Annotated in this window: 15 protein-coding genes and 1 pseudogene; 6 read left to right on the top strand and 10 right to left on the bottom strand. The window is 42.3% G+C overall.

The window, feature by feature from the left end; translation table 11 throughout:
• Positions 1-251: 251 nt before the first annotated feature.
• A complete protein-coding gene (pabB, locus tag THEIN_RS08440; protein ID WP_013908256.1) occupies positions 252-2111 on the top strand; it encodes an aminodeoxychorismate synthase component I in 1860 nt (619 codons plus the stop codon).
• On the opposite strand, the gene THEIN_RS08435 is transcribed toward pabB, so the two are convergent.
• Positions 2101-3078 carry an MBL fold metallo-hydrolase gene (locus THEIN_RS08435; RefSeq protein ID WP_169311166.1) on the bottom strand — a complete coding sequence of 326 codons (978 nt, stop codon included), beginning with the start codon at positions 3076-3078 and terminating at the stop codon, positions 2101-2103. The genes pabB and THEIN_RS08435 overlap by 11 nt on opposite strands.
• Before the next feature lie 164 nt (positions 3079-3242).
• On the opposite strand from THEIN_RS08435, the gene THEIN_RS08430 reads away from it, so the two are divergent.
• The gene (locus THEIN_RS08430; protein ID WP_013908254.1) at positions 3243-3863 is read left to right on the top strand and encodes a bacterio-opsin activator HTH domain-containing protein; all 621 of its coding nucleotides are present in this window, start codon (positions 3243-3245) and stop codon (positions 3861-3863) included.
• Here the strand turns inward: THEIN_RS08430 and THEIN_RS08425 are convergent.
• From THEIN_RS08425 to THEIN_RS08405, 4 genes are all read right to left on the bottom strand, one after another.
• Positions 3860-4594 carry an ABC transporter permease gene (locus tag THEIN_RS08425; protein WP_013908253.1) on the bottom strand — a complete coding sequence of 245 codons (735 nt, stop codon included), beginning with the start codon at positions 4592-4594 and terminating at the stop codon, positions 3860-3862. The two genes, THEIN_RS08430 and THEIN_RS08425, sit on opposite strands and share 4 nt — an antisense overlap.
• Positions 4591-5454 carry an ABC transporter ATP-binding protein gene (locus tag THEIN_RS08420; protein WP_013908252.1) on the bottom strand — a complete coding sequence of 288 codons (864 nt, stop codon included), beginning with the start codon at positions 5452-5454 and terminating at the stop codon, positions 4591-4593. The genes THEIN_RS08425 and THEIN_RS08420 overlap by 4 nt, the downstream gene beginning before the upstream one ends.
• A gap of 48 nt (positions 5455-5502) precedes the next feature.
• Entirely contained in the window at positions 5503-6333 is an 831-nt protein-coding gene (locus THEIN_RS08415; protein ID WP_013908251.1) for an MBL fold metallo-hydrolase, read from the bottom strand.
• Between the two features lie 894 nt (positions 6334-7227).
• Positions 7228-8169 carry an IS5 family transposase gene (locus THEIN_RS08405; RefSeq protein ID WP_013907740.1) on the bottom strand — a complete coding sequence of 314 codons (942 nt, stop codon included), beginning with the start codon at positions 8167-8169 and terminating at the stop codon, positions 7228-7230.
• Positions 8170-8197: 28 nt separating this feature from the next.
• Here THEIN_RS08405 and wtpA point away from each other — a divergent pair.
• The 4 genes and pseudogenes from wtpA (at position 8198) to THEIN_RS08385 (ending at position 11232) form a co-directional block, all read left to right on the top strand.
• Positions 8198-9088: pseudogene (gene wtpA / locus THEIN_RS12390) on the top strand (tungstate ABC transporter substrate-binding protein WtpA).
• A gap of 237 nt (positions 9089-9325) precedes the next feature.
• Positions 9326-9940, top strand: coding sequence for an ABC transporter permease (locus tag THEIN_RS08395; RefSeq protein WP_217125037.1), 615 nt, complete (start codon positions 9326-9328; stop codon positions 9938-9940).
• Positions 9921-10616: an ABC transporter ATP-binding protein gene (locus tag THEIN_RS08390; protein ID WP_013908248.1), complete on the top strand. Its 696-nt coding sequence runs from the start codon at positions 9921-9923 to the stop codon at positions 10614-10616. The genes THEIN_RS08395 and THEIN_RS08390 overlap by 20 nt, the downstream gene beginning before the upstream one ends.
• 4 nt (positions 10617-10620) lie before the next feature.
• Positions 10621-11232, top strand: coding sequence for a flavodoxin family protein (locus tag THEIN_RS08385; protein WP_013908247.1), 612 nt, complete (start codon positions 10621-10623; stop codon positions 11230-11232).
• Here THEIN_RS08385 and THEIN_RS08380 read toward each other — a convergent pair.
• The 5 genes from THEIN_RS08380 to dtd form a co-directional block, all read right to left on the bottom strand.
• A complete protein-coding gene (locus tag THEIN_RS08380; RefSeq protein ID WP_013908246.1) occupies positions 11229-11702 on the bottom strand; it encodes a chemotaxis protein CheX in 474 nt (157 codons plus the stop codon). The two genes, THEIN_RS08385 and THEIN_RS08380, sit on opposite strands and share 4 nt — an antisense overlap.
• A 617-nt stretch (positions 11703-12319) precedes the next feature.
• Positions 12320-14446, bottom strand: coding sequence for a polyribonucleotide nucleotidyltransferase (gene pnp, locus THEIN_RS08370; RefSeq protein WP_013908245.1), 2127 nt, complete (start codon positions 14444-14446; stop codon positions 12320-12322).
• Positions 14447-14526: 80 nt separating this feature from the next.
• Positions 14527-14796, bottom strand: a complete 270-nt coding sequence (rpsO, locus tag THEIN_RS08365; RefSeq protein WP_013908244.1) for a 30S ribosomal protein S15 — start codon at positions 14794-14796, stop codon at positions 14527-14529.
• A gap of 360 nt (positions 14797-15156) precedes the next feature.
• Positions 15157-15972 carry a 50S ribosomal protein L11 methyltransferase gene (locus THEIN_RS11715; RefSeq protein ID WP_013908243.1) on the bottom strand — a complete coding sequence of 272 codons (816 nt, stop codon included), beginning with the start codon at positions 15970-15972 and terminating at the stop codon, positions 15157-15159.
• Positions 15972-16421: a D-aminoacyl-tRNA deacylase gene (gene dtd / locus THEIN_RS08355; RefSeq protein WP_013908242.1), complete on the bottom strand. Its 450-nt coding sequence runs from the start codon at positions 16419-16421 to the stop codon at positions 15972-15974. The genes THEIN_RS11715 and dtd overlap by 1 nt, the downstream gene beginning before the upstream one ends.
• Positions 16422-16483 lie beyond the last annotated feature (62 nt).

Below are 16483 nucleotides of genomic sequence, written 5' to 3'. Positions count from 1 at the left end.
TTTGTCGTGTAAAAAACATTCGGATTAATACTATGTGAGCGCAGCGAAGGGATCTCAGGGATCGCCACGGCAACCGCGTCGCCTCGCGAGAGCGTTGCTTCGCCACTTCGTGGCTAGCAATGACGAAAAAGGGAAACGAGGCCTCGTCGTGACAGTAAAGATTACTTCACTTTAGCGATTACATCAGCGATGATATTTTATTACCTAAAAAACGCTCGGATTATTAAATTTCTGATTGTTAGACTAAAACTATGCGGACCAGGGAAAACCTAAATACTCCTTTTTTTATTAAAGAATTTGAACCTTCAAATCTTTTGGATCTAAAAAGTCTTCTTAAGGAAGGCTATAAGCGAGATTTTCTGGTGTTTTTAGACACATCTCGGGTTAGCGGCGAAGAAAACAGGCATTTTTATTTTATTGACCCAGTTAAAATTCTCCTATTTAAACCGGGAGATGATCTGGCAGTTTTTTTCCGCAAACTTGAGGAGGCCCTTTCAGAAGGATTATGGCTGGCAGGCTTTTTTTCCTATGAGTTCGGCTACTTTTTGGATAAAAAACTGACTTCCTGTTATAAAGAGCCTCATTTTTTGCCGCTGGTATTTCTCGCGGCCTTTAAACATCCGCAAATCTTTGAGGCTAAAGGAGTTTGTTTTGGCGAGGCCGAAGAGCCTGAACTGCAAAATCTTAAACTTTCTCTCGCTCAAGAAGAATACATTTCAAAAATCAGGCAAATCAAAGGCTACATTGCCTCAGGAGATACCTATCAGGTAAACTTTACCATGAAATATCATTTTTCTTTCAAGGGAGACACCCTATCCTGGTACCTGGCCCTGAGACGCAAGCAAAGGGTTTCTTACGGAGCGCTTATAAAAACGCCTGAATTTCAAGTGCTGAGTTTTTCGCCTGAGCTTTTCATCAGGGTAAAAGAGGGAAACATTTTCACCAGGCCTATGAAGGGCACGGCTTCCCGCGGGGACAATCTTTCAGAAGACGAAAAGCTTGCTGCTTTTCTCTCTTCTGACACCAAAAACCAGGCGGAAAACGTAATGATTGTTGATCTCTTGCGGAATGACCTGGGCCGTGTTTGCGAAAAAGGGAGCGTATGGGTGCCCAAACTATTTGAAGTGGAAAAATATGAAACCGTTTTGCAAATGACTTCAACCGTCAAAGGAAAGCTTAAAAATTTTAGTCTTTTAGACATATTCAAGGCGCTTTTTCCGTGTGGCTCGGTAACTGGCGCTCCAAAGATCCGCACCATGGAGATAATTTCTGAACTCGAAACCGAACCAAGAGGCGTTTATACAGGAGCCATTGGCTTTATTTCTCCTCAAAAAGAGATGGTTTTTAATGTGGCTATTCGCACCCTGGCTTTGAGTCAAGGCCAAGGGGAGTTCGGCATAGGTTCGGGAATTGTCTGGGATAGTAATCCGGAAAAAGAATACGAAGAAAGCCTTCTTAAGGCCAAATTTTTAAAAGACAAGGCCCCCTATTTTGAATTAATAGAAACAATAAGATTTGATCCAGGAGAAGACGTAAAACTCCTTTCTTTTCATCTCTCACGCCTTAAAACCTCGGCTGCTTATTTTGGTTTCCCTCTAGATGAAAAGGCCCTTTTAGCGCTTCTTCAAGAGGTTTTTAAAACTCTTGATAAACCGGCAAAACTTCGTCTGCTCTTAAGAGAAGACGGGCGCTTAAAGCTTGAGGCTTACCCCCTACCCTCGCCTCCGAAAGAAATAAAAATTGCGCTGGTAAAAAAAGACTACGTACCACCTAAAAAATTTCTTCTACATAAAACAACTTATCGCCATTGGTTCAATCGCTGGCAGGATTTTGCTAAAAAAAATGGCCTCTTTGAAGTAGTTTTTTACGACGAAAAAGAAAGACTGCTTGAAGGGACTATTTCAAACATTTTTCTGCAAATTAACGGCAAATTATATACCCCGCCAGCTAAACTTGGCCTTTTGCCAGGGGTTTTGCGGGAAAGCCTTTTAAGCGCCGGCAAAGCTTATGAAAAAGAACTCTACCTAGCCGACCTTTACCAGGCAGAAAAAATCTTTGTGGGAAACACCGTAAGAGGCCTTTTAGCAGTTAGCCATCTTTTCAAGAAGTGAGAAAAAAAGGCTTTCCGTTTTCTATATAAGCCACTTCACCAGGATAAATAATCAGGGGTTTAAACCCTCTGTTTAAGGCGTATTTTTTAAAGAGTTTAGGAGGATCATCAAGGGCTTCGTCGCCAAGCTTATAAGCCCCCCAATGGATTGGCATGCCAAACTTGGCGTTAATGTCCATACAAACTTTAACAGCTTCCTCTGGGCTTAAGTGAAAGGGCCTCATTAACTCTCGCGGGAGATAAGCCCCTGCCGGGACCAGAGCTAAATCAAACGGGCCGAAAAGATCTCCTATTTCTTTAAATCCGAAAAAATAACCGGTATCACCACCGAAAAAGACCTTAAAACCTGGCGTTTCTATGATAAACCCGGCCCAGAGGGCAAGGTTTGTATCGCCTATGTTTCTTTTGGACCAGTGTTGCACGGGCACAGCCCTGATGAGAAACCCCGCCTCTTCGTATTCGTCAAACCAGTCGAGTTCATGATTGGAATTTTTTAGGTAAAGGGAAAACTTGAGCGGCGTTATAACTTTGGGATTTCCAGGGAGCCTTTGTAAGCTTTGAAGATCTAAATGGTCACGGTGGGCGTGGCTATATATAACAAAGTCAATAGGAGGAAGCTTTTCGGGCAATATCGGAGGCGGAGTGTGCCTTTTGATAATACCACTTATGTTGCCAAAAATAGGATCAAAAAGAAAGTTCTTCCCTCCAAGCCTTAGAAAAACGGTGTTATGGGCCAGAAAAGAGATAATTGGCCCTTCAGTTTCTTGGAGAAGCCCTGGAGACGGATAAATAACGGGAATATGATTATTTTCTTTAGTGACTAAATGAGAAAGCTTCCATTTAAATATTTTGGCAAGCTTTGGAGCTTCATAAGGCAACCAGGGGTTTTTAAAACGGCCATCAGGCAGATGATGTTTTTTTTGCCTGGCAATTTCTAAAAGGGAATAATCATTAACAAGAGTTTTCATGCCCATAATATAGAACAAATTTAGGGACAGGCAATTTTTTCTTTTTTGCCTGTCCCCGCCATCTGTTAGTGTGTTAACCGAAAGCTAGCGAAATCAAATTTAAGGCTGGCTTTTTTTAAAATCGTGCCCATTTTTATAGCAAAAAGCATATCAGGAGGTGGAATATGCCAGTAATAATTGGACCGCAAGAAATCAAAGAGTTTGACGTAGATGCCATGGCCATAAGGGTTTTTTTAAAGGCCCTTGAGATCATAGGTGGCCCGCGTAAGTTGATTGAATATCGCAACCTTACCTGGATTACCAGCTTGATGGAGGCCTCTTACGCCATAGTACTGGCCGAAGAAGCCTTTAAAACCGAAGATGACATCGCCGAATTTCTAGGTCTTACCCGCCAAACCGTACGCAATATTTTGCGAGCGGAGCCTGAACTGGTTTTAAAGAAGCTTGAGGGAGAGCTTCAGGAAAAAACTCCCCGAGCCCATACGGCAGGCGGCCTGGCCAAGCTGGCTTACAAAGAGATAAAAGAAGGCCGAGATGCCCTGGTTTTCTTCTCGGCTGTGCTTCAAGAAAGCGCTAAAGTTCTCGGAGTAGGCTGGCCAGCCGAAGTCCTGGTACGTATTAAGGGTCTATCCTGGCCGGCTGACCCTGAAGAAGTAGCTGAGCGGCTGGCAGGACTCGTCGTTGACGGTAAGGCCCTAGACAATATAGTGCGTGAGCACGAAGGACCGATAGATCATCCGCGTGTGCTCTTACATTACTTAGCTCAAAAACTTAAAGAAGCTTAATCTCTGGCTTTATCAACAGAACGATAGGCCAAAACCAGGCCTAAAACAGAAAGAACTAACAAAATAACCAAGGAAGACGGTATAAGGCCCTCTCCGTAAGCCGCTGACCTTATCATGTGAGAAGCATGGGTTAAGGGGAGGGCCTTTAATAACCATTGAACAGGCCCGGGCATGTTTTCTACCGGAAAAAATGTTCCTCCCAGGAAAACCATAGGAGTAATGATGAAGTTACTGATAAGGGCCTGGTCAGAATGTGCCTTGATTAACATGGCTGACGCCACACCCAGGCTGGCAAAAATAAAGGCGTTTAGAAATACGCCCAACCAGAAATAAAAACCGAAATTAAGGGAAACTCCAGCTACCAGAGTGACAAGGATTATTATGAGTACCGAAATAAAAGCCCGGGTAACCCCTGCCAGGATCTCTCCCAGCACATAAGCCAGATTTGAAATAGGAGCTGCTTGAAACTCTTCAAAAACTTTTAGATAAAAACGGGCCACGTTTATTTCTACATTTATGCCAAAACCCTGGGTCATGGAAGAAGCGGCCACCAACCCTGGGATAAGAAATTCAAGATAAGGTCTTCCTCCCACTTCAAGGTGTTTCCCTAGACCAAAACCAAAGGCAACTAGATAAAGAATAGGAGAAACAGAAAAAGAAAGTAGCATTCGTGGCAGACGATGCCAGATAATAAAAAGCTCTCGCAAATAAACAGCCAGAAAACCTTTCATACTTTACGTCCAGTAAAATACACAAAGGCGTCTTCAAGGTTTATGCGTCTGAGGATAACAGACTCAACTTCATTTGAAAGTTTCAAGCTAAATTCTTCGGCTGCCTTACGGTCGGGGAAAAATTTGGTCTCGAGTTCTGTTCCTCGGACAATATCCACAGCATATTCCCCCAGCTGTTTCATAAGGGCCTGAGGGGTATCTATAGCCACCAAACGACCGGCGTTTATAAAAGCTACCCGATCGGCCAGGAATTCCGCTTCTTCTATGTAATGGGTGGTTAGCAAAATAGTTGTACCCTTCTGTTGAATGCTTTTTATAAGCCCCCACAATTTGCGCCTGATATGAGGGTCAAGCCCTACGGTAGGTTCATCTAAAAAGAGAATTCGTGGCTGATGAAGAAGAGCCCTTATGATAAGTAGCCTTCTTCTCATACCCCCAGAAAGGGTTTTGACTTTTTCATTAGCCCTATCCCAGAGTTCAGCAAAACGTAATAGTTCGTAAGAGCGTTTACGAATTTGCTCACGACTTAAGCCAAAAAGAAGACCATGAATAAGGAGATTTTCCTTAAGGGTTAATTCCAGGTCAAGGTTAATGGCCTGAGGGACAAGCCCTACCATTTTTTTGGCCTGAATTGGCTCTTTAAAAACATCTACTTCATAAAAAAAGGCCTGACCTCCGGTAGGCCTGGTAAGACCACAGAGGATTCGAATAGTAGTAGTTTTCCCAGCTCCGTTAGGGCCAAGGAGAGCAAAAAGCTCCCCTGATTTGATGGTAAAGGATATACCTTTAAGGGCCGTTATAACCCCGTAGCGTTTAACCAGATTTTCCACTTTTATGGCGAAAGTATCCTGGCCAGGCATGTACGAGTATTTAACACATTTAAAAGAAAGCAACAAAAAGTATTAGTATTACACTTCCAGCACTGCACCTACTGAAGCAAAGAAGAACTTTTCCCTAAAACTATTAAAGATTTTGGCGGAAGCGGTAAGCCCTGTACAGTGAGAAACACCTAATTTGGCAATTTCGTAATCTTTTAAAACTTTAATTGTCTCTTCGAGTTGCTCCTCATCGGCAAACCCCAGATGAGTACCACCTATAACAGCATATATTTGGTCAATACCCGTTTGCTGCACAAAATGATTTATAACATTAACCATACCTGAATGGGCACAACCAAGGATAATCACAAGTCCTTTTTTAGTCTTAATAGCTAAAGAATAGTCATCAAGAATATCATCTTGAACCAATTGACCTTCTACTTTTTTCTTCATTTCTTTGTCTATCTTTTCAAATGGTGTTTCTCTTTTTACTTCTCCAGAGGAAAATACGTTTGGTGCAATTTCTTGAAATTCTCTATGAAGAACGAATTTGGCACCTAAGTTTTCTAAATAAAATCTAGGGAAAGGTATTCCTATATACTTTTTTATATCTTCTTTGATCCAGTAGCGTTCAAGAAATATGTCAGGATGAGCATAAATATCCAGAGGAGATTTTACCTTAAGAAGCTCTACTAACCCTCCTGTATGATCATAATGGCCATGGGAAAGATAAAGAAACTTTATAGTCCTTAAATCTTTTTTTAATGCTAAAGAATTGTTTATCAGAGCTTTTCCTTGCCCGGTATCAAATAAAAAACTGAAATCTTTCATTTCTATAAACACACTAAATCCATGTTCTCCCAATACATCAAAAGGATAGATAACACTATTTTCTACTAAAATGGTAATCTTTAGTTCCATAACGGCCTCCTTACTTATATACCTTACTTATGTAATTTCATTTTAAAAGACACAAAAACAAAAACCAACTCATGTCCCGATCACTTAACCCAATGAATGAAAAAATATTCAGGCTCTAGGTCATATAAGAGGTTGCCTCTGCAGACAGACTCCCGCTTAAGCGGAAACCAGGGACATTAAAACCCTACCAGATTAATAGTAATTTGCAGTAATTTTAGGTATTTAAAAATTTTAATTTTCTAAAAAATTTCCTAAATTAGCTTATATTGACATTTTATGATAATCGTTTTAGTAATTCTGAAACAATCTTAAAAAGGCGACAATTGCAGTCATACGAGGGGCGTAGTCCCAAAGCAATCTTTGTCCCGAGCGCAGCGAAGGGATCTCTTGGATTGCTTCGCCACTTCGTGGCTCGCAATGACGAAAAAGGGAAACGGGGCCTCGCCGTAACAGCGAGGGTTACTTCGCTTTGGCTATTATGCCAGCGATGACACTTTTTCATCCAAAAACGCTCAAATTTAAAAAGCCAAAAGGAGGGTAGCATGAAATACTTGGTTCTTTTATTTTTCCTGTTTTGTGTATGCTTATTTGGTTCCGTATGTTTAAGCAGGAATGCTTTTGCGGAGAAAATAACTTTAAAAGTTTTTCACGCAGGGAGTCTCTCTGTTCCTTTCGCTAAAATGGAAGAGAGACCTTTGAAAAAAATAATTTTAATTTTGTTTTCTATTCTCCGTTTTGGCCATTAAAGCAAAAATTTCTGATTTCTATCCCTTTTGCTTTTCTCTTCTCCTTCAAAATTTCTTAATTTTTACAGGTTTTAATCATATTTTCCTTATTATTTCCTCCTTCATCGCAGTATTATCCTATTATCTTTTATCTATTCAATTTTTCCTTCTAAATCGCCTCCTTTCTCCTCGTCTGCCACGCTAAATTCAAAAGATTATACGTAAAACAGGTTAAAAATAAATGAATTTCGTTGGCAAATAGTCCCACATATCTCGCCTTCTCCCTCTGAAGATGTAAGGAAAAAATGCCAAATACTCGCTCTACCTTGGCCCTTATACGAGAAAAAATTCGATTCCTCTTCTTCTGTCTGGCCGAAAGGGGCCTATTCCTCCTGGCCTTTGCTAAAACTCCACAAAATATCCCCTTCTTACGACACCTCCTCCTTAACTCTTGCTTATCATAAGCTTTATCTGCAAAAACACTTGCCTCTTCTCCTTCAAGTAATTCATCAAGAACTTGGGAATCGTGCACGTTAGCTGGTGTGCAAACGAACTCTGAAACAAACTCATTTTTAACGTCAATAGCAATATGGTCTTTGTAGCCGTAGACAGTCTTTTTGCCTTTTTTGATAAAAGAGGCATCATCATCCTTGCCAGGACGTCTAGCCGCTTTAACCAGACGAGCATCAATGATTTTGCCAGAGCGAAGTTCAAAACCCTTCTGAGCGAGCTGCCGTTTAAGTTCTTCAAAGCACCTACGATAAAGGTTCAAGGATTTGAGATCAGAACGGAAGCGAGATATAGTAGAGTAGTCAGGAACGGGGTCAATAGCAGAGAGGCCAAGGAAGCGACGGTAGAAGAGGTTGCCTTTGAGCATAAGTTCCATTTCCGGGTCAGAGTGGCCGTAGATTTGTTGAATGATGAGGATTTTTAGCATCTGGACGGGGTTATAAGCCTTGCGTCCAACTTTAGAAGGATGAAGAGAAGCGAGGATTTGTTGAAAAGGATCCCAATTGATGAGTTTATTGATACGAGCCAAGATGTCATCAGGCAAGTTTTGATAGATAAGATGTTCGCCTATAGTTAGATTTGTATTGTTTTCTCTGAACATAAATGTAGCTCCTTTAGTTTTTAAGTAGATTTATCATGAGAAATATTACTATTCAACAAATTTTGCAAAGGTCTCGGAAGAAGCTTTTGAAAAGAAATACCCATATATTGACGTTCAAAGAGAGTCAAGTGGTAGTGTTAGAGCAGTAAGAAAAGTAATAGAACTTCACAAACCTTGTGATGTAGTAGCCGTAGCAGACTATACCCTTATTCCTAAAATGATGTTTCCCAAATATGCAGATCATGTAAAACTCTTTGCCAAAAATGAACTAGTACTTTGCTTCACTAAAGACTCAAAATACGCAAATGAAATAAATTCAAACAATTGGTATGAGATCCTTACCAAGCCGGGAGTAAAATTCGGGTTCTCTAATCCAAATGAAGACCCGTGCGGTTATAGAACCGTTATAAGTATTGGGCTTGCTTCTCTTCACTATAAAAACCCTGCTATTCTTGAAAACCTTTTGGGCAAAAATACAAATATTAAATGAAAAAAAACAGAAGATAGTCTTCTATTCATCGCTCCAAAGGAATTAAAAATAAATACGGAAAAGCTTATTATCAGGCCTAAAGAAGTAGATTTAGTTGCTCTTTTAGAAAGCGGAGCCATTGATTATCTTTTCCTCTACAAGAGCGTAGTTTTACAGCATCACTTAAAGTACATAGAGCTACCTGAAGCTATTAATTTAAGCAGCATTAAAGAAAAAGATTTTTACGCAAAAAGTAAAATCAGACTGGCCAATGGTAAGTTAATTAAAGGAAAACCCATTGTTTACGGAATAGCTGCTTTAAAAACCGCTCCACATCCTAAAGAAGCTAAGTTATGGGAAGACTTTGTTACCGGAAAAGAAGGCAAAGAAATCCTTGAAAAGTGTTATCAAACACCTATCTTCCCGGCTGAGGAAATAAAAGCAGAATAAAAGAGGTATTGGGGGTAACGCCCCCAATACCTTCTCCACAAAATAAATACTGAAAATATGATAAGGTTTCAAAAAAGTTTTAAAACCAAATTTTTCTGGATTATAGGCATAATTTGCTTATTGTTTATAATTGCGCCTATTCTACACATATTTATAAAAGTTTCTGCAGAAAGACTAATTGAAACTTTAAAAGATCAAGCTGTTTGGAAAGCTATTTTCACTTCGCTATGGGGCGCCTTGTGGGCCACTATTTTGGGTTGTCTTTTAGGGGTGCCCCTAGCTTATCTGCTAGCCAGATCTGAATTTAAAGGAAAGTCTTTTGTTGAAAGCATAATAAACCTTCCAGTGGCTATTCCTCACGTAGCCGCAGGAATAGCCTTGCTTTCCCTTCTTAATCCTAGGACTACTGTCGGGAAGTTTTTTTCTTTATTCCACATCACTTTTACAGATACCATTTACGGCGTAATAATAGCTATGCTTTTTGTCAGCCTTTCTTTTGTAATAGGCGCAGCCATAACCGGGTTTGATAACGTAGAAGAGGATATTGAAATGGTCTCCCGCAGTCTTGGAGCTTCTCCTTCTTACACATTTTGGCATATAACTCTTCCGCTAGCCTTTCCCGCTATTTTAAGAGGAGCAGTACTTGCCTTTGCAAGAAGTATTAGCGAAGTAGGCGCTTTGCTGGTTATCGCTTATTATCCTAAAACAGCGCCTATTATCATGCTTGATCGATTTGAACAGTATGGCCTCACCTCGGCCAGGCCTGTAACAGTGCTTGTAATAGTAGTTTCCTTAATACTCTTTTTTGTCCTTTTCTATTTGAGCAAACGATATGCTGAAAGTCGATGTTAAGAAAAAATATCCATCTTTTGAACTGAAAGCCCAATTCACTATCAACCCAAGAAGTTACAGCATCCTTCTTGGCCCAAGTGGAGCGGGCAAAAGCCTGACTTTGCGGTTAATTGCAGGCTTTGAACTGCCAGACCAAGGGAAGATAATCTATAACGAAAAAGATCTCACCCCTTTGCCCCCAGAGGATAGACCTGTGGTCTATCTACCCCAAAGCCTGGGATTGTTCCCTCACATGACTGTAAGACAAAACCTGGAATATCCGTTTAGGTGCAAAAGAAAACAGCCGAATAATTTCTTTATAAAGGACATAGTTAAAGAATTTGGCTTGGAAAAGCTTATAGATAAAAAACCACGCGTACTGAGTGGAGGAGAAAAACAAAGAGTTGCTCTGGCCAGGGCTATTCTTTCAACACCAGAGATATTTCTTCTTGATGAACCTCTATCCAGCCTTGACTTTGATTTAAAAGTAAAACTAGTAAAATTCTTAAAGAAAATTCATGAAAAATTTAAACTAACTATACTCCACGTAACCTATGATCCATTTGAGGCTATATCCTTAGGAGAAAAAATATTGGTTATTGAAAAAGGAAAAATTCGAGCGCCACAAGACTCCAAAACTTTAAAAGAATTTTTTAACCTGATGAATAACTTAGAAAAATATATGGAAAGTAGATAACAAAATGAAAATTTTGGCCTTTCAGGGTAGTCCTAGAATAGGCGGTAACACAGATTTACTCCTGGATTCTTTTTTAAAAGGAGCGGAGGAAGCAGGAGCCATCATTGAAAAAATATATTTATATCGCGTTGAGATTGGCCCCTGTATAGAATGCGGCGAATGTGATGACACTGGTGAATGTGTAATCTCTGATGACATGAAAAACATTTACCCCAAAATTGATGCTGCTGACGTAATAGTCATGGCCTCGCCTATCTTTTTTTACAACATATCTTCACGCACCCAGGCCCTGGTGGAACGAAGCCAGGCCCGCTGGGTGTGTAAATACGTTCTCAAAAAAGAACCTCCCTTTGGCCGTGAAAAACAGGGGATATTTCTTTCTCTCGGGGCTACCAAAGGCAAAAAGCTCTTTGAAGGCGCCCAAAGAGTTATAAGATACTTTTTTGACGCGGTTTACGCCCGCTATGAAGGCGGGCTTTTTTACCGGGGCATAGAAAAAAAAGGAGACATTAAAAAACACCCAAGCGCCCTCAAAGAGGCCTATGCGCTGGGCAAAGCCGTGGGAGAAGGGACCCCACCAGAAACCTGGCCTCTGGTGCGAGACCCTTCTCCTTAAGTTTTGGACTTTTTATCAAGGCAAAGCTCTACGACCATCTTGGTACCGTCAACTTCAAAAGGTATGGCCATGCGCTGGCTGGCACAAAGAGGCGTTATAGAATGCCCCTTACCCGTAACAATTACCGGCACCGCCGCTTGAAGAGAAATACCCTGCTCTTCAAAACGCCGCCTGAAGGCTCCGCAGATCTGGTTGGCAAGCTCACCAGCCGCGTCACAAACCTCGTCATTTAAGCTTTCAGGTTCACTTCCAAAAAGGGCCGAAAGAATTTTGAACAAACACTCCTGAGAAAAGGTAACGGTAAGCATTCCCGTAAACCCCGAACCAGCCAGCCCGTTTACCGCTGAGACCTCTCCAAGGGCCGTAGGCTCCGTACGCACAAAGGCCTTTCCTGGTTTAGGCTCAAGCCCGGTATAAGTCTTTATAACTTCGCTTACCGAAGAAACCAGCGCTTCAAGCACCGTGGCCATATCTACACTCCTTTTTTAATGAAGTCTTTTCTTTTATCGGCAGAAAGTTTTCTTCACTTGAAGGAAAAACAAGGTTAATTAGCCGTCCTCCTTTGTAAAATGTTTTTAAGAAACTGCTTCGCCCATACGATGGCTTGTGGCTGGTGGTGCACGAGATGCTTCGTCGCGCATTCGCGCTCCTCGTAGTGACAAAGAAAAAGGGACTCGTAGTAACAGAAAGGAAAATGGCGCACAGTGACAACGAAAGAAAGTCATTGCGAGCCACGAAGTGGCGAAGCAATCCCTGTCCCGAGCGCCAGCGAAGGGATCTCCTTCGGCTCCTCGCAGTAACTAAATGGCAAATGGCTGATGGCAGATAGCTATTGGTGCAGAGACTGCTTCGCTTCGCTCGCAGTGACAACGTAGCCGATAGTAGATAGCTGATAGCTGATAGTAGAAGCTGATAACTCAAGAGGCTGCGCCAGCAGTCGAAGTAACACTCTCGCGAGGGGAAAGTCTCGCCGTGGCGATCTCAATCTCTATCTTGAATTGCAAAGGTCTCTAAAAATTTAAGGCTTGCAGAAGCTATTTTTAACCAAGATACCCGTTTGAGCGGGTATCTTGGTTGCTCCATAATTTTATTCTTGTTCTTTATTTTCTTCGGTAGCTTCTACTTCTTTAATAGACTCAGAAAGGGCCGCCTTGCGGGATAGTTTAATACGACCCATTTTATCAATATCAATAACTTTAACCAGGACTTCATCGCCCTCTTTCAATATATCCGTCACGTTTTTAACCCTACGATTATCAAGTTGAGATATATGCACCAGGCCTTCTGTACCAGGGAAAATCTCTACAAAGGCGCCAAAGTCAGCCACTCTGGTGACCTTGCCTAGGTAAAGCTTTCCTACTTCGGCCTCTTGGGTAACTTCTTTTACCATTTTGGCTGCCTTTTCCGCAGCCTCAGACGAAGATGAATAAATCCTCACTACGCCGGTCTTGTCATCCACGTCTATTTTTACGTCACCACAAGCGGAAATTATGCCTTTTATAGTCTTGCCTCCCGGGCCGATCAGGTCACGCACCTTTTCTGGATTTATGGTCACCGTGAGAACTTTAGGCGCGTAAGCAGAGAGCTTCTCCCTGGGCTCAGGAAGGACTTCGCGCATTTTTTCTAGGATAAAAAACCTGGCTTTTTTAGCCTGGGCCAAAGCCCGACTCATTATGTCCTGGGTAATACCGGTAATTTTAATATCCATTTGGAGGGCGGTGACGCCTTTTTCCGTACCCGCCACTTTAAAGTCCATGTCTCCCATGCGGTCTTCGTCGCCAAGAATATCAGTTAAAATAACCACCTGGTCATCTTCTTTGATAAGCCCCATGGCAATGCCAGCCACCATGGCCTTAATGGGAACTCCGGCGTCCATAAGGGAAAGGGTAGCCCCGCAAACCGTGGCCATTGAAGAAGAACCATTAGACTCAAGTACATCAGAGACCACTCTGATGGTGTAGGGGAATTCATCTTCGCTGGGCACCACAGGGGTTAGGGCCCGCTCAGCCAGCATACCGTGGCCGATTTCCCGCCGCGATGGCCCTCTCAATGGCTTGACCTCGCCTACGCAAAAGGGTGGAAAATTATAGTGAAGGATGAAATGCTTAAAGACTTCTTCACCCGGCATGTCAATGCGCTGCTCTTCCTCAGGGCTACCCAGGGTGGCTACGGTAAGCACCTGGGTCTCGCCACGGGTAAAAATTACCGAGCCGTGGGTACGTGGCAAAACTGATACTTCAGCCCAAATGGGACGAATATCTTCCGGGCCGCGGCCATCTATGCGACGGTTTTCTTTTATTAGCATGGCACGAAGGAGTTCCTTTTCAAACTCTTCAAAATATTCTCTCACTTCAGCTTCTCTACCAACAGCCTCTTCGCCAAGGGCCTCCAGAACCTTCTTAAAGACCTCTTTGCGTCTCTTATTGCGAGCTACTTTTTGGGCGGTAGTGATTACCTCTTTTAAGCCTTCTTCGGCCAGCTCGCGTACCTTTTTCTTAAGCTCTTCATCAACGGCTGGCTCTTCAAAAGCTATCTTGGGTTTGCCAGCTTTTTCTTTTAGTTCTTTCTGTAAAGCTAACAGGGGCTTAATTTGTTCATGGGCAAAAAAGATGGCCTCTTGAACAATCTCTTCAGGAACTTCATTGGCCATACCTTCCACCATGACAATAGCCTCTTCGCTACCCACCACCACCAAGTTCATATCACTCTGTTTAAGGAAAGAAGCTGGCGGATTTACGACAAACTCACCGTTTATGCGCCCTACCCTTACCGCCGCAATAGGGCCCTCAAAGGGAATGTGCGAAACTTCAAGCGCCGCTGAGGCCGCAGTAATGGCCACTACATCAGGGTCGACTTCAGGATCAAGGGAAAGAACCGTGGCTATTATCTGGGTTTCATAACACCAGCCCTTGGGGAAAAGTGGCCTTATGGGACGGTCAATAAGCCGAGCGGTGATAATTTCTTTTTCACTACCCTTTCCCACTTCGCGGCGGAAATAACTTCCCGGGATACGCCCAGCGGCGTAATACATTTCCTGATATTCCACGCTTAAAGGCAAAAAATCAACATCTTTGGCTTCTTCTGAGGCCACTACCGTAACTAAAACCACGGTGTCGCCATAGGTAGCCCAGATGGCCCCGTGGGCCTGTTTGGCTACCTTTCCGGTCTCAAGAGAAAACTTACGACCGGCAAATTCTTTTTCTACTTTGTGCATATCTTCACCTCTTGTTTATTTTTTGTTTGTAAAGTCGGGAGTTCAAAATAAAAAAGGCGGACTTGAGTCCGCCTTTTAGACTAAGCTCTAAGACCTAGTGCTTTAACGATATTACGGTAACGTTCAAAGTCAGTCTTTTTGAGATAATTAAGCAGCCGCCTGCGCTGACCAACCAGCTTTAAAAGCCCACGACGAGAATGATGGTCCTTTTTGTGAATCTTAAAATGGTTTTCCAGGTGCTTGATGCGGGCAGTAAGCAAAGCAATCTGCACCTCAGGGCTGCCAGTGTCATTGGGGTGTCTGGCAAACTTTTCAATAATTTCTTTTTTTACCTCTGCGTCAAAAGCCATTTCAAAACCTCCTAAATATAAATTTAAGCCCAGGAGGGGATTTCCCGCCTCCTGCGCATAAGGCGCTAATAACTTAACCCAAACTCTTAAAATGCGCTACTAGTTTATTTTAAAGAAGTCTATACTGACGCAAAATTTCCGCCAGACGAGAATTTTCCTTGGCAAGCTCCCTCAAATATCTAAACCTTAACTTTGCCTTTTCTTTCCAGTCTCTTTCTGGCTCTTCGCTTGCTCGCTTGATTTAGTCCCTCTGTCCCAAAGAAAAGTTAAAGAAATCTTTCAGCAGTTTGCTCGCAACCAACTCCAGCAACCAATTACCAATGTATCACTGCCAGGAACGCAAATTCGCAACAAGGTAGTCTATAAAAAATTTACTTTAAGGGCAGCCCAACCTTCCTTGACTTTTTGAGCTGCTAAACGGCCCTCAGGAAAAAGGTTCATTACTTCTTCAATCTGGCCAGCAGTAAACCCCGAAAGGATAAGAGAGCCGCCTGGTTTTAAAAGCGGCGGCAAGGCTTTACCAATAGTCAAAATAGTACTGATAGTCAGGTTAGCGAGAACCAGGTCAAAAAAACCCGGGCGAGCGCAATCGTAAGAACCATGAACCACCAAAATTTGTGCTTCATAGCCATTGGCCAGGACATTTTGGCGGGCCTCGACTGTGGCGCGGTAGTCAATATCAGCAGCAAGAACAGCTCTTGCTCCAAGTTTAGCGGCACAGAGAGCCAGGATGCCGCTTCCTGTGCCCAGGTCAAAAATTTTCATCGCCTGTTTTTCTCTCAAAGTTGAAGCTAAAAGCTCTACGCATAATGAAGTAGTAGGGTGAAAACCGCTGCCAAAGGAAAGATCACTCTTTATAACAAGCTCTCCTGGTTTGGGCTCAACGCCTTCACCAGGAGAAACAATAGAAAGTTCGTCAGTATAAGCAAGACGATAGCCACTTACCGGTTTTTCAGTAGGGAAAAGACCGGTTTCAAGGATATCAGCTTGAGGGAAAGCAAAAGAGAGACGTTTTAAAACATCATCTATGTCATTTGCCGGAAAAACCAAAATAAATTTTTCGTGATCTTCAAAAAGAAAGAGAGGATTAAGGGCCTGCAATTTTTCCCGTGATAAAAAGCTATCTCTGGCAAGCTTTACGTGTAAAAATAAGTTCTGGCCTTTTCGGTACTCCATTAGAAACTCTTCTGACTATCAAGTAGTAAAGTGACAGGGCCGTCGTTTATAAGTGATATTTCCATGTAGGCTCGGAACTTTCCTGTCTTTACAGGAACCCCTTCGGCTTTTATGGCCTCAGCTAGTGAAAGATAAAGTTTTTCGGCAAGCTCTGGCGGAGCAGCCTTAGCAAAAGATGGACGATTTCCTTTACGGCAATCCCCATAGAGAGTAAAGTTAGAAACCAAAAGCACTTCACCTGAAATATCTTTTAAAGAGAGATTCAATTTGCCCTTTTCGTCTTCAAAAACGCGTAAATTTACGATTTTTCGCGCCAAATAATCAATATCTTTTATTGTATCTTCTTTAGAAACACCTACCAATACCAGGAATCCCTGACCAATAGCCGCCACCTCCTGGCCTTCTACGGTGACAGAAGCTTGCTTTACCCGCTGAATAACCGCTCTCATGGAATGATTATCTTAATAGTGAAAAATTTTTTGCCTAGGAGGGACAGGCAAAAAATCAATCC

Origin of the sequence: Thermodesulfatator indicus DSM 15286, from assembly GCF_000217795.1 — a bacterium.
In the GTDB taxonomy this organism is placed as follows: domain Bacteria; phylum Desulfobacterota; class Thermodesulfobacteria; order Thermodesulfobacteriales; family Thermodesulfatatoraceae; genus Thermodesulfatator; species Thermodesulfatator indicus.
Note: the sequence above shows the minus strand (reverse complement) of the source record. Positions and strands in the feature narration are given on the sequence as shown.

Coding starts and splice junctions, on each gene's coding strand:
- rpsO (WP_013908244.1), bottom strand. CDS start 14,796: ATGGCTTTTGACGCAGAGGTAAAAAAAGAAATTATTGAAAAGTTTGCC.
- THEIN_RS08405 (WP_013907740.1), bottom strand. CDS start 8,169: ATGTTCAGAGAAAACAATACAAATCTAACTATAGGCGAACATCTTATC.
- THEIN_RS08415 (WP_013908251.1), bottom strand. CDS start 6,333: ATGGAACTAAAGATTACCATTTTAGTAGAAAATAGTGTTATCTATCCT.
- THEIN_RS08385 (WP_013908247.1), top strand. CDS start 10,621: ATGAAAATTTTGGCCTTTCAGGGTAGTCCTAGAATAGGCGGTAACACA.
- dtd (WP_013908242.1), bottom strand. CDS start 16,421: ATGAGAGCGGTTATTCAGCGGGTAAAGCAAGCTTCTGTCACCGTAGAA.
- THEIN_RS11715 (WP_013908243.1), bottom strand. CDS start 15,972: ATGGAGTACCGAAAAGGCCAGAACTTATTTTTACACGTAAAGCTTGCC.
- THEIN_RS08380 (WP_013908246.1), bottom strand. CDS start 11,702: ATGGCCACGGTGCTTGAAGCGCTGGTTTCTTCGGTAAGCGAAGTTATA.
- THEIN_RS08425 (WP_013908253.1), bottom strand. CDS start 4,594: ATGAAAGGTTTTCTGGCTGTTTATTTGCGAGAGCTTTTTATTATCTGG.
- THEIN_RS08435 (WP_169311166.1), bottom strand. CDS start 3,078: ATGAAAACTCTTGTTAATGATTATTCCCTTTTAGAAATTGCCAGGCAA.
- THEIN_RS08390 (WP_013908248.1), top strand. CDS start 9,921: ATGCTGAAAGTCGATGTTAAGAAAAAATATCCATCTTTTGAACTGAAA.
- THEIN_RS08430 (WP_013908254.1), top strand. CDS start 3,243: ATGCCAGTAATAATTGGACCGCAAGAAATCAAAGAGTTTGACGTAGAT.
- pabB (WP_013908256.1), top strand. CDS start 252: ATGCGGACCAGGGAAAACCTAAATACTCCTTTTTTTATTAAAGAATTT.
- pnp (WP_013908245.1), bottom strand. CDS start 14,446: ATGCACAAAGTAGAAAAAGAATTTGCCGGTCGTAAGTTTTCTCTTGAG.
- THEIN_RS08420 (WP_013908252.1), bottom strand. CDS start 5,454: ATGCCTGGCCAGGATACTTTCGCCATAAAAGTGGAAAATCTGGTTAAA.